11 protein-coding genes and 1 tRNA gene are annotated in these 13,061 nt (G+C 45.8%); 4 read left to right on the top strand and 8 right to left on the bottom strand.

The genetic code is table 11. The annotated features are described in order from the left end of the window. Positions 1-54 precede the first annotated feature (54 nt). The 3 genes from ACSYSL_RS00575 to thrS all read right to left on the bottom strand — a co-directional run bounded on the left by ACSYSL_RS00575 (position 55) and on the right by thrS (position 4,189). On the bottom strand, positions 55-711 hold the full coding sequence (locus tag ACSYSL_RS00575; RefSeq protein WP_491708711.1) for a VTT domain-containing protein: 657 nt from the start codon (positions 709-711) through the stop codon (positions 55-57). Positions 712-772: 61 nt separating this feature from the next. Further along, on the bottom strand, positions 773-2,155 hold the full coding sequence (locus ACSYSL_RS00570) for an amino acid permease (RefSeq protein ID WP_491708710.1): 1,383 nt from the start codon (positions 2,153-2,155) through the stop codon (positions 773-775). 69 nt (positions 2,156-2,224) lie between these two features. Further along, the gene (gene thrS, locus ACSYSL_RS00565; RefSeq protein ID WP_187753224.1) at positions 2,225-4,189 is read right to left on the bottom strand and encodes a threonine--tRNA ligase; all 1,965 of its coding nucleotides are present in this window, start codon (positions 4,187-4,189) and stop codon (positions 2,225-2,227) included. A 587-nt stretch (positions 4,190-4,776) separates the two neighbouring features. On the opposite strand from thrS, the gene ACSYSL_RS00560 reads away from it, so the two are divergent. Continuing rightward, positions 4,777-5,238: a flavodoxin domain-containing protein gene (locus ACSYSL_RS00560; protein ID WP_010691525.1), complete on the top strand. Its 462-nt coding sequence runs from the start codon at positions 4,777-4,779 to the stop codon at positions 5,236-5,238. 52 nt (positions 5,239-5,290) lie between these two features. Here ACSYSL_RS00560 and ACSYSL_RS00555 read toward each other — a convergent pair whose 3' ends face one another. Together ACSYSL_RS00555 and ACSYSL_RS00550 are read right to left on the bottom strand one after the other, a co-directional pair. Then, complete coding sequence (locus ACSYSL_RS00555) at positions 5,291-6,013, bottom strand: YebC/PmpR family DNA-binding transcriptional regulator (protein WP_010691526.1); 723 nt, start codon at positions 6,011-6,013, stop codon at positions 5,291-5,293. A 112-nt stretch (positions 6,014-6,125) separates the two neighbouring features. Further along, on the bottom strand, positions 6,126-7,088 hold the full coding sequence (locus ACSYSL_RS00550; protein WP_491708709.1) for a phosphatase PAP2 family protein: 963 nt from the start codon (positions 7,086-7,088) through the stop codon (positions 6,126-6,128). 197 nt (positions 7,089-7,285) lie between these two features. On the opposite strand from ACSYSL_RS00550, the gene ACSYSL_RS00545 reads away from it, so the two are divergent. The 3 genes from ACSYSL_RS00545 (at position 7,286) to ACSYSL_RS00535 (ending at position 8,809) form a co-directional block, all read left to right on the top strand. After that, positions 7,286-7,369, top strand: a tRNA-Leu gene (locus ACSYSL_RS00545). 168 nt (positions 7,370-7,537) lie between these two features. Continuing rightward, complete coding sequence (locus ACSYSL_RS00540) at positions 7,538-7,732, top strand: hypothetical protein (RefSeq protein WP_187753222.1); 195 nt, start codon at positions 7,538-7,540, stop codon at positions 7,730-7,732. A gap of 282 nt (positions 7,733-8,014) precedes the next feature. Next, positions 8,015-8,809, top strand: coding sequence for a sulfite exporter TauE/SafE family protein (locus ACSYSL_RS00535; RefSeq protein ID WP_491708708.1), 795 nt, complete (start codon positions 8,015-8,017; stop codon positions 8,807-8,809). A gap of 37 nt (positions 8,810-8,846) precedes the next feature. Here the strand turns inward: ACSYSL_RS00535 and asp3 are convergent, their stop codons facing one another. The 3 genes from asp3 to asp1 are packed head-to-tail and all read right to left on the bottom strand — an operon-like array spanning position 8,847 to position 13,061. Further along, complete coding sequence (asp3, locus tag ACSYSL_RS00530) at positions 8,847-10,094, bottom strand: accessory Sec system protein Asp3 (protein WP_491708707.1); 1,248 nt, start codon at positions 10,092-10,094, stop codon at positions 8,847-8,849. After that, the gene (asp2, locus tag ACSYSL_RS00525) at positions 10,094-11,632 is read right to left on the bottom strand and encodes an accessory Sec system protein Asp2 (protein ID WP_491708706.1); all 1,539 of its coding nucleotides are present in this window, start codon (positions 11,630-11,632) and stop codon (positions 10,094-10,096) included. Before asp2 ends, asp3 begins: the two co-directional genes overlap by 1 nt. A 10-nt stretch (positions 11,633-11,642) precedes the next feature. Next, the gene (asp1, locus tag ACSYSL_RS00520; protein ID WP_491708705.1) at positions 11,643-13,061 is read right to left on the bottom strand and encodes an accessory Sec system glycosyltransferase Asp1; all 1,419 of its coding nucleotides are present in this window, start codon (positions 13,059-13,061) and stop codon (positions 11,643-11,645) included.

The following is a 13,061-nucleotide window of genomic DNA, read 5'->3' as shown; positions in this document are numbered from 1 at the left end:
AAAAAAGCCCACCACCCTGTCTGGATGATGAGCTTTTGATTCATGTCATTTCTCTTACTTCTTTTTCTTGCCAAGCAAGGACTTAACCACCGCAATGATGGATGGTAACAAAGTCACGAAGACAATCCCAAGAATAATCGCCGAGAAGTGGTTTGCAACGAAGGGAATGTTACCAAAGAGCGCACCCGCCCCGGTCATCAGAAATGACCAAGAGAAGGCCGCTAAGAGCGTGTATTCCATGAAACGTCGGAATGAGAAGGCCGAAAGACCAGCCACAAAGGGCATAAACGTTCGAATAATGGGAATGTAACGCCCCATGATGATGGCTGCCCCACCGTGCTTCTTGAAGAAGGCGTCCGCCTCTTCAATGTTCTTTGGTTTCACCAGTGAAGAGAAAGGCCTTCGTTGCAAAAGCGCCCGGCCCCCCTCTCGGGCAATGAAGTAATTCGTCGTATCACCGACAACCGCCGCGATAAAGAAGACAATCATGAAAACCCAATGATTCAAACCAGCCGCTTGACCAGCGGGGGTCATCGAAATCGCCCCGGCCGCAAAGAGCAGAGAATCGCCAGGCAAGAACGGTAGCACAACGGCCCCCGTCTCAACCAAAATAATGGCAAACAGAATCAAGTAAGTCCAAGCGCCGAAGTGCTGAACTAAACTGGCAATATGGTGATCAATATGCAAGATAAAGTTGATCAAAAAGGACATTCACGGTCTCCAATTCTAATTTTTAATTAGTATACGTGACGGGCATTAAACGAAAAGAAAACTATTCTTCTGAAACGGCCTTCTTTGGCTGGAAGTAGGAAACAATTCCAAAGGCCACCAACCAAACCGTCGCACCAATGGCGGGAACAACGGAAGAATCGTTGAAGAAGAGTGTGACATAGACAAAGATAAAGAAAATAACTGCCAATGGCACGAAGAACTTCGGCGCCTTTAACAAGAAGCCGTCAGGCATGTAGCTTGATGACTTGCGGTACTCCCAGTAGGCCCAGAGAATCATAATATAGATCATCAAGAAAAGATCCGTTGCTGCCGACGTCACGAAGACAAAGGCATCGTTAATGGCTGGAATTGATGAGATGACAGCAGATGAAACGGAAATCAATGATGAGAAGAGCAAGGCCTTAGATGGCAAGCCACGCGAAGATAACTTCGTAAATGGTTGCAAGAACTTAGCCCGTGATTCCTTGGCCAGTGAGTAGAAGTTACGTGAAGTTGAGAAAAGGATGGAGTTGAATGATGAGGCAGCGGCCGTCAACACAACAAAGTTGATGATGGCAGCGGCGCCTTTCAAGCCAACCAATTCAAAGACCATGACAAATGGTGATTGGTGTGCTGGAATCTGCTTCCATGGGTAAATCGTCATGATAACAAAAAGTGCACCCAGGTAGAAGAAGAGAACACGGAAAGGAATCTGGTTAATTGCCTTAGGCAAAATCTTACGTGGGTTCTTCGTTTCAGCAACCGTCATTCCGATGAATTCCATTCCAACGAAGGCAAACATCACCATCTGGAAGGAGTTAACAAAGTTTCCCCAACCATTTGGCACCAAACTAAAGTGGTTAAAGACGTTCCCAAATGAGACAGTACCGACTGGTGTTTGGAAATGCCCAAAGGCCATCATCAAACCAGTGACAATCAAGGCCAGAATGGCAATGACTTTAATCATTGAGAACCAAAATTCCATTTCACCGAAGAGGGAAACGGCAATCAAGTTTACCCCAGTCAAAGCAACCAAGAAAATGATCTGAATCAACCATTCCGGCATGCTTGGGAACCAGAACTGCACGTATTTTCCAATGGCCGTCAATTCAGCCATTCCAAAGAAAATCATCGTTAGCCAGTAGGACCAGCGAGCAAAGAAGCCCACCCGGTTACCAAGGTATTTCGTCATGTAAGCGATAAAAGTTGGCTGCGAGGGATCTTGATAGAGCATCTCGCCCATGGCACGCATCATGATAAACATCATGGCACCGATGATGGCATAGACGGCTAAGATACCAGGGCCGGCAAAGTGAATCGAGTTACCAGCACCCATGAAGAGTCCGGTTCCAATTGTTCCACCAATGGCAATCAACTGTACGTGGCGGTTTTGCAACCCCTTCGAGAGCTGTTGTTCCTCGATGTGCGTATTTTCTTGTGACATCGTACTTCCTTTCAAACATAGCAAGAAGACACCCAAACGTTTAGGTGTCTTCCTTCTATTCATTTAAACTTATGCGTTTTCGTCTGGACGTGAATAACGGGCCACGTCCTTTTCAATCAATGACTTAAAGGCTTCTGCAGGCATTGACTCGGTTTCTTGATGACCGTAACGACGAACCGTTACCGTACCGTTTTCTTGTTCCTGGTCTCCCAGCACAAGCGTGTACGGAATCTTCTTCGTTTGGGCATCACGAATCAAGTAACCCATCTTAGCTGATCGGTTGTCAATGTTGGCACGCAAGCCAGCCTTGGCCAAGTCTTGTTGAATCTTCTTGGCATAGGCGCCGTGCGCTTCGACGTTAACTGGAATGATCTGCACTTGCATTGGCGCTAACCAAGTTGGGAAAGCCCCCTTGTACATTTCAATCAAGTAAGCCGTAAACCGTTCCATCGTTCCAACGATTCCACGGTGGAGCATTACTGGACGGTGGTTATCTTGGCCGTCTTCGCCAACATAAGTCAAGTTAAACCGTTCTGGCAACAAGAAGTCCAATTGAATCGTTGACAAAGTTTCTTCCCCACCGAGGGCTGTCTTCGTCTGGACATCCAACTTAGGACCGTAGAAGGCAGCTTCCCCTGGCGCTTCGAAGTAATCCAAGCCCATGTCATCCATGGCCCGCTTCAACTGCGCTTGGGACTTTTCCCACATCTCATCATCGTCAAAATACTTTTGCGTATTCTCAGGATCACGATATGACAAACGGAAACGGTAGTCCGTGATGTTAAAGTCATCGTAGACTTCCATCATCATGGCCAAAATGGACTTAAATTCCTCTTCCAATTGTTCTTGGGCAACGAAAGTGTGGCCGTCGTTCAACGTCATTTCGCGAACACGGGACAAACCAGTCAAGGCACCGGACTTTTCGTAACGGTGCATCATGCCCAATTCGGCCACACGCATTGGCAAGTCACGGTATGAACGTGGCTTATGCTGGTAAACCGCAATGTGTGAAGGACAGTTCATTGGTCGCAATTCGAGGAATTCGCCATCGCCCATGTCCATTGGTGGGAACATGTCTTCACGGTAGTGGTCCCAGTGACCAGACGTCTTATAAAGATTCAAATTTGACAAAACTGGCGTATAAACGTGCAAGTAATCGTTGGCCAATTCCTTGTCAACGATGTAACGCTCGATTTGGCGACGGATGGTTGCACCATTTGGCAACCAGACGGGCAAACCAGAGCCGACTTTTTGACTCGTAAAGAAGAGGTCCAAGTCGCGACCAATGTTTCGGTGGTCACGTTCCTTAGCTTCCGCACGACGTTGCAAGTCTTCCTCAAGCGCTTCAGCCGTCCAGAAAGCTGTTCCGTAAATACGTTGCATCACGGCCTTGTCAGAATCACCGCGCCAGTATGAACCAGCAACAGAAACCAACTTAAAATGCTTGATCCAACCGGTTGATGGAACCAAGCCACCCTTGTCCAATTCAACATGTTCACCCTGAACGGCAACGGTAATCTTTTCACCATCAGGCAAATCGTTAATCAACTCGACCTTGTATGGATCGTCCTTGAACATGTCCAAGGCCTCTTCCTTTGACACCTGGTGAGACAAGATTGGCAAATCTTCTTTGACAATCTTCTTCATCATGGCTTCAATTTCAGGAAAGTCATCAACGGAAACTTGCTTACCCGCACCGTTGTCGGTGTCGTAGTAAAAGCCGTTTTCAATGGCTGGTCCAACACCAAAGTGCATATCAGCAAACTTTGGCATCCGGCGCAATGCTTGTGCCAGCAAGTGAGCGGTAGAATGACGAAGAATTTGCAACCCTTCCTCATCCGACTTGGTAATCAAGGCAAAGTCACCAGAGGTGGTCATTGGATCATTCATCCCGACGTATGCCCCATTTAACTTTCCAGATACAGACTTCTTCGCCAATGACTTTGCAATTGATTCAGCAACTTCAATTGGCTTAACACCTTCTTCAAAGGACTTTTGCGCCCCATCAGGAAAGGTTAGTGTAATTTCTGCCATTTTACTACCTTCTTTCTTTTCTCTCTTGCTGACGTGAACCGTTATCGTTTAGGTGCTAAACGAAAAGCGCCCCTCCGTGCTTTAAAAACACGAAGGGACGCTAAACCGTGGTACCACCCATTTCTCTGAGCAAAACTCAGACTCAAGAAACGTTTAACGGTGTCACCCGGGCGAAGTTTCATTCCTTACTTCTCCGCCATTCCGAGGTAGTCCAGTACCTGCCGTTAGACCGACTCACACCAACCGTCGGCTCTCTTTGCTAACATCAACAAGTGAGGTTATCCCCATCAGCAATTTATTGTTCTTATTATTGCACACTTTACGACAAGTTACAAGAAATTACTTATTATCCTCTAAAACCTGGGCAAGTGCTTGGCGAGCCTTGTCATCGTGATCCAAAATCCCGTGATCATAAACGTTTTGTAAGGCTGCTACCTGTTCTTTTGATAATGCCATGTTCTTTCCTCCAAGTATTTGTGACCATTATATGCCAGCTACAGGTAAAATACCAGACAGGTAACCGATTTTTCAAGTTCCGACACACTTTTCTAGTATAATGGATAAAAACGATGCTTCAGGAGGCCACCATGGCAGAAACAAATTTAAAGGCACAAGTTATCTTTGCCACCATTACAGGTAATAATGAAGCGGTGGCAGATAACATCATTTCCATCCTAGAAGAACGAAACGTTCAAGTTAAGAAAAGCGAAATTTCACAAACAGAACCAGAAGAATTGGCTGATTACGATCTAGCCTTTTTAGTTCCCTATACTTATGATGAAGGCTCCCTACCTGACGAAGGCCTTGACTACTTCGATGATTTAGCCGACGTTGAACTTCCTGGGTTAACTTACGGTATTGCCGGGTCCGGCGACACCTTTTACGAAGGCTACTACTGCCTCGCCTTAGACAAGTTCGACAACCAAATGAAAAAGACCGGTGCCAAACGGGTTGCCGACCTCGTCCGGATTAACCTCTACCCTTCGCCAAAGGATAAAGAGCGCTTAGTTTCTCTAGTCGACGAAACCATCGCAGCCACTAAAAAATAAGCAAAGTAAAAAGTCGCATTGTCAGAAACCTGACTTTGCGACTTTTTTCAGATTATTCAGCCGTTGTATAAACAGCCAAAACATCCTCGTTATCTTCTAATTCATCGACCAGCTTATCCAACTTTTCACGGTCTTCGTCTGAAATACTCATTGGGTTTTGAGCAATCATCGTTACTTCGGCTTCAGCCAAATCGTAACCCGCTTCAGTCAAAGCAGCTTCAACAGCTTGGAAATCAGATGGAGCAGTGTAGATTTCGAAGGCTTCGTCTGACGTTTGCACGTCTTCTGCCCCCGCTTCCAAAGCGGCTTCCAAAATCGTGTCTTCATCCAAATCAGGATTTGCCTCACGATCGATGGCAAAGTAACCCTTGCGATCGAACTGGAAGGCAACAGAACCAGAAGTTCCAAGTGAACCACCGAAGTGCTTGAATGAGTTACGAACAGATGAAACTGTTCGGTTAATGTTGTCCGTTGAAGCTTCCACCAAAACGGCCACACCTGCAGTACCGTAACCTTCATAGGTTACTTCTTCGAACTTTGCGCCACCGGCACCGGAAGCCTTATCCAAAGCACGTTGGATGTTATCCTTTGGCATGTTAGCGGCCTTGGCCTTATCAACTACCAAACGGAGTGAAGCGTTCATTTCGGGATCAGCACCGCCAGCCTTTGCTGCAACATATAAGTCGTGCGCAAGCTTTTGGAAAATCTTTCCACGCTTAGCATCTTGGGCGTTTTTACGACCTTGAATGTTATGCCATTTACTATGTCCTGACATTGTGTCTTCTCCTTAAAATTTAAAAATCTTATACATTGTAACAAAGTTCGTTAAGTATTACTAGCGATTTAAGGAGAAAGATGTTTCATCTTGGAAAGGGGCATTTTTTATTTTATGACTCTCTTTTGCGAATCTGCCAACCGTCAGAAGGTTGGTCTTCCACAAAATGAGCTTCCAAAACCCTTGAAAAGAGAAAAATGGTTGAAAAAACAATGATACTGGCGGCCGTAACATCCGATAACCAATGAGCACCGTAGCGCACACGACTAAGTGCAGTTAAAATCGCAATGGTAACGGTTAGGATGACCAAATACTTCTGGGCTGTCCGCCAACTGCGGGGCAGCAGAAACGGTAGATAAAGAAGTAACCAACCCGACGTGGTGTGTCCTGATGGAAAGGAATAGTGCCCGTTCGAACCATTCGGATGGTACCAAGGAGTAAAACGACCCATGTCAGCATCCATTTGGAAAGGACGGTAACGGCCCCAGTGCAATTTCAGATCACCAATGATTAGACTGACAACGAAGACTAAGGCAATCCCCATAACGGCTGCCCGTAATAAGTACTGCCGCTCTTCTTCTGTACGGTTATCGATATACCGGTAAAAGATAATGGACAAGCCAAAAGTAATGAGCAATGACCAGATTAACTGACTCACACCAGGATTGGCCACTTGCTTCACTTCACCATTTAATAAAACGGCCAGCGTATAGGCAAAATAACCATTCAAACTGAGTAACAATTGGTTCATGGCTAAAATCAAGAAAAAGGTCGTTAAAACCCAACGGAGCGCACCCCGGTTTCTTGCAAAATAAGTGACCCAGGCGATAGTTTGAAAACAAACAAAAAGAACAATATTCGGCCCTCTCGTTCCGTAGTTTTGAAAGAACCAGCCCACGATGGAAGAGCGATCCATGAAGGTCGAACTAACCTCACGGTCAAAGAAGGTGGCAAAAAGCAAAATCAATCCAGCAACTAAATAAAAAATAATCAGGGCGAGACGTTCAGGTTTGCTGGTTTTAAAGTCAGGTGCACCTTTCAGGCGGGAAAAACTGTTTGGTGGTCGGTGGCTCATGGCTAGTCTCCTTTATATTGTTACCACCATTATATAATGCCCCAAAGGTGCTGCACAGACACCGCGCGGACCAATATGTATCATATCTCGACTTTTTTATTTTGTGGCTGGCTGCCTCCATTTTCATTCCCATCACGTTTAATTAAAATTTTCCTTGTCAGTTCTTCAGGCAAACGATATAATAGTGTATGTTTCATGCCGCTGTGGCGGAACTGGCAGACGCGTACCGTTCAGGTCGGTATGGAGATTTCTCCGTGCAGGTTCGATCCCTGTCAGCGGCATCAAGATATTTTGAATATGAAACAGAAAAGGCGTTTAGGACCTTGGTAAAACAACGTTCTAGACGCTTTTTTAATATTCTTTTTTCTTAACCTATGCAACAGCTACTTCCTTTTGTTATCCTTTACTCACTAGCATTTTATGACTAATTAGTTAAAAGGAGATGCAACATGCTTTCAAAAGAACAACGAGCCCATGAGCTAGCAATGATGATTACCAAATCATTCACGGACACATCCATGGAACTGGCTAAGAGTGACGCTGAAGATGCCGGTACCGCCAAAATGAACATTGACGAAAACACGTCCCTTGACTTGTATCTGGCAACCTACCAATCGGCTTTGGCTAAGCTCAACTTGGATTAACCAAACGTTTTCTGATCAACATGGCCATCATAGCCACTTTGCCGTTCACTACTGAATAAACCAGTAGTGAACGTTTTTTATTTTCACCGTTTTCTTACCGTTAAACGCCATGACCCCCACACTTCCCATAAATGCTAGATTTATAAAATTAACATCTTTTAATAAAAGTTAACAAGTGCTTTGTGCTGCTTGCGTCTCTTTCCAATCAAGACTATACTAGAAGCTGTTATTTAGAGCTTTTATCTTGAATGAATCTGATTAAAAAGAGGTATCGTTAGCATTATGAGTGATTATTGGCAGCACTTTATCTTTCTTCTTCCCATGGGTATTTTAGCCGGCATTGTATCAACAACGGCTGGACTGGCATCCTTGGTCTCCTATCCGGCACTGCTGGCAGTTGGCATTCCACCACTTTTTGCCAACGTTACGAACACGGCGGCCTTGGTAATGACTGGGCTGGGCGCCACGGTGTCGTCACGGAAGGACTTAGGCGAACATAAGAAGGAACTGATTAAGATCTTGCCCTTCACGCTTGCCGGTTCCGTTATCGGTGCTTGGCTCCTTTTATCGGCGCCAGCGGCAACTTTTGAAAAAGCTGTTTCCTTCTTTGTTCTGGTCGCCGGACTCCTTCTCATGTCCCAGGTCAATAAATCAAAGAATGCGGAAACAAACCTAACCCGTGAAGACTCCATTGAAAACGATAGCTCACACCCTGTGTATCGGACCTTTGTTTCCATTGGTATTCTCTTGGTTGGAATGTATTGTGGTTATTTTGGCGCAGCAGGTGGTGTGCTTCTTTTAGCTATCCTTTCCGCCACGACGACCATGCCCTTTGCTTCATACAATGCCCTGAAGAACTTATCACTGGGTGGCGCCAACTTAATTGCGACCATCATTTACATTTTTTCTTCTCATATCTATTGGAGTCTCGTTATTCCAATGGGCATTGGCCTCTTCATCGGGGGCTGGATTGGCCCACACATCGTCAAAATCATTCCCGAAAAGATTCTTAAAATTGCGATTTCGCTGGCAGCCATTGCCTTGGCCATTGATCTCTTCGTGAAGGCCTACTTCTAATGCCATATCAAAAAGACATCCAAACGGATGTCTTTTTTTAATGACGATTTTTAGTGAAAAAGTCTTGGAGCATCTGTGAAGAATTACGCTTTTCGTTCTCGCCATGGCTAGCTTTGACCAGTTGCCGCTTTCGCTCACCATGTTGGTGTTCTTCCTTTTGTTTAGCAGCCTCTTTACCAGGTGCAGATGACAGCGGCTTTGTGTCAACACTTGGATGGTCCGGCGACTTTTTACGTCGGGCCTCCTGCTGCTTCTTCTCCTTCTTCACTTGCTTAACCTTTTTCTTATCAACGGGCCAATCGAGATAAGTTAAGGAGCGTAGGAGTTCTTCTTGCCCACCGACTGCCTGCAGGCTCGACGGGTTGGGACCAAGAGACGGTTTCTTTAACCGAACATCGCTTTCTTTTTGCAGTGCTTGAATCTGATCGGGCAACGCTTGTAGAAAAGTCTGGAGCGCAGGATGGTGGCGATCATAACCAGCAGGCAACACCAAGTCATTGCTTTCCGGAATGACAACCGTTGCCTCCTCCTTCATGGCTTCCCTGTACTTCAAAGCAGCAAAAGTCGAGATGGGGCCGTAGCCAACAAATTCAAATCTCTTCGCTTTCACTGCCTTACGTTGTTCCTGAAGAAAAGGAATCACAGCTTCATCAAAGTATTCAGCACTCTTCAAAAAATCAATAGTCAAAAAAAGAACTGCTTGTGGTGATGGCTGCACAGCTTGAATTGGTAAATCCATCAATTGATAACGTGGTTCTGCCAAAATGACGCGCAGTGTTTTTGACGTCAACTGAGAAGGCTGTTGGCGATAGGCCACCAGATGATCATTGACTCGTTGGTCCCCTGAGACCAACTCACCATCGACCACTGGACTCACAGTAATTTTGTGAAAGGCAAATTGACCCGTTCCTGCTGAAAGCAACGCCACTCGGTAGCTGGCATAGCCTTCTGGTACGGTAAACGTTTCTTCAAAGACGTTTTGGTAGTGTTTTTGGATTACCTGCTTTTTTTCATCGTAAAAAACCCATGACAAATAGGCGTGCATCCGGTCTGAATTTGTAACAAAGAGTCGCGAGCGATAGGACTTGCCAGCCACCAACTGTGGCAATTGACCAATTCGTTTATTTTGAAAGTAATTGTCCGAATCCGTCCAAGAAACAATTCGTTGACCCGAAGGCAAAAAATCATTCTTGTACGTGACTTCATCTTCTTTTTTAAAGTCGAGGACCGCCCCTTGCAACTCGTCAAGCTGAGTTTGAGGCGTCCAATAAATTTGATATTGCATTAGTAGAACAACCCCCGCTCCTCTTGCCCTTGTTTTTGAATGGCTTCTTCGATGAAAGTCAGCATTTCCTTAATTTTTTCATCATGGTGACCCGGCACTTCCTGATGCCGAATCTTCGCCCCACGCTCATTGAAGTAAGTCAGTAATTCCCCTAGTGACCCACCATCATACTCATCAGCCAGCATGGTAAACAAATCGACGCGGGCTTTCGGCCAATCAACGTTAGCCAAAGAGGACCAAAGCTTCTCATCCAATTGCTGGCTATCTTGCAAATCCAATCGACCAGTCAACACTTGGCGAACATCTAAAGGCCAGTCGTAGTTTTCGCCCTGATGAGCAAGAGCCCCGTTTTGCGTAAAGCGTCCGATATTGATAATCGGCTTGGCAATGACGATGTGCTGACTTTGACAGCGACCAGCATAATACATCGCGGGATATGAACCCATTGAGTAGCCAACAAAGATGGTATCGGCTGCTTCCTGTTTCAAAGTCATCTGCGCTTCGTTAATCCGAGCAATCACCAAGTTTTCAAAAGCCTGACTCCCAACCATAAAGGCCCCGCCAGCTGCCCGAGTATCCGTGAAGAGTAAGTATGGGTAACCAAGATGATCAAGTTGGCCCATCATTTCAAAGCCTTCAACATGCAAACGAGCGCCGGCAAAGGCAACGACTAACGGTCCCTTCTTCGTCCCCGGATTAAAGTAGCAGTTCACCTCTTGGTTGTCCTCAGTCAATAATCGTTCACTACCAGGCAAAAAATAGCCCAGACCGTGACGTGACTTTCGTTGATGAAGATTGCGTAACGTTAGTTCACCGTTTCCCTTAGCCAACACGAGTATCTGGTAATCCAGATACTGTTTTGGAGCACGAACCATTGGCATCTGTCTAATATCAGGATTTTGAAAGAGCTTTAATTGCTGCAAACCACCGTTTTGGTAGAAAACAAAGGCAAGCGCCAGTTCGGCAGTGCCCGTTGTGCTGTAATCCGCATAAATTAAATTCTCTTGACCCGCCTGAAAGTCCGTTTGAAAAGTTTTTAGCGTACCAATTTGTTGAAAATCATCCCCAAAGTCGCCACTAACCCTAGTATCAAAACGACCCGCTCGCTGCCAGTGCCAGTCCCAATTGTTTTCCAGTATAAACTGCTTCTCCGAAAAACGACTAGCAAAACCAACCTGCCCCTTAAAGAGATCGCTTAAAATGCGATTAACAACCGATTCAGCAGTTTGTTCTTCAAAATAAAAGGCACCCCGGTCAGCTAAGGCCTGCTGCACAACGGGTGAAAAACTTGAAAAATCACCAAGGTAGATGACCCGGTAAGCTGGCCAGTCACGAATTTGCCGCGCTAAAATCACGGAATCCAAAGTGGGATCCGTTAACAGGACGTAATCGGCTTCTAGTTTTTTGGGCTGTTCTTGGCGCGCCAATAAAACCGGTAAATCAATGCCTTGACAAAAGGTCCAGTCGACAGGTTCATCTTTAACTTGTTCTGTCCAATCCGTTGCGCCAATTTGTAAAATGGCGATTTGTTTTGCCATGATTCTTCCCCTACTTGGTTTCTGTCGCCTTGATCACCAGGCGTTCTTGCCAATTTTTCATTTGCTCTGGCTCAGACAAACATTCTTGCAAAGAGCGTTCCTGGTCAGTGCTCAATGTTTCCTGATTCTGGACCTTTTTCGCCAAAAAATCTTCTAATTGATCAAGCGGGATGACCGATCGATCCTCTTCCGGTGTATAGGCAGTGACAACTGTTGTTGCAACCTGTACACCCAGTCCCACCGCTTCGGCAATGATCGCCAAATCCGGCTTTTCAGCCAAATCAGCGTACAAACAAGCCGTTAATAAGTGCTCCCGTCGCTTTTCTTTTCGTTGGGCTGGCAAAAAAACAAAGTGGGCCAACCACTCTTCAAGACTTTTTTCGGAAGTGGAAGCCAATTCCTTCACCCCATCAGCCAATTGTTTCGTCAAAGTCGCCTTGTTTCCTGCCTCAAAAACAACCGTTCGATTTTCATCAGCCAAAATGAAGGGCAGTACCTGAGCGAGCAAAGAATGTTGTTTTTCTTCCGTCATTTGCGCCAGTTGAAAGTACAAGAGGGTTTGGTTTTTCCGCTGTGCTTGCTGATTGGCCACAACAACCGGGTATGGTGGCAACAACTCACCCAGCGTTTCTTGCTCAACGTTACGTTGACCAAGGAGGAGCTTAGCTTTTCCTGACCAAAACTGTTCAGCCTCCACAAGTTCCTCTTTCTTGGCTTGCCCCAGCCAAACAAAGAGATGCTCCATCTGGACTTTTTCGGCCACTGCCCGATTATCCGGCGAGTCAACGACCAACAGCTGACGGACTTTATCAGACTGCAAGTAAGCAGCCATGAGTTCGACTAACAAATCTTGCATCTCGTCATAGTTTGCCACACGACCATCGGGTAGGAGTGATTGGACCTGACCGCTCTGGTAATCTTCCTCCGCCACAACGGCCCCTGATTGGGAAAGGTAGGAGGCTTTAACCAAGACCCCTTCTTGATAGTCAAGCACACGGGAAATAAAGCCCCGGTCGTCCACCGTCAACTGTTGAATCAGTTGCCCCTTCGCGTAACGATCGATTCGGTCAATCTGGTTAGCCTTTGGGTAAGTGAAAAAGACGCTGGCATAATGCGACAAGTTGACCAACACCACCACTCGATCGAACATACGAATGAATTGTGCTCCCTTTGGCCAACTCAGATCATCGAGCTGCATTGGTTTTTTTACCCTTAAATGAACACGTTGTAGGGCATCAAAAACCGACCAACTAGGTAAGTCATCTAGGCCAAGTTGACGACTGTAGCTCCGCCATTTTGGCAAGTAAGTTGATAATAGCAAAAAAGGATCAGCCACGTTTTTCAACTGATCAATAACTGCTTTAACTTCTTTTTCATCTTGGCTGGCCTGAAAATGATCAGACCAATTTGGCATAATAATTAATGACAC

This window comes from Fructobacillus sp. ESL1129, from assembly GCF_058507945.1.
Note: the sequence above shows the minus strand (reverse complement) of the source record. Positions and strands in the feature narration are given on the sequence as shown.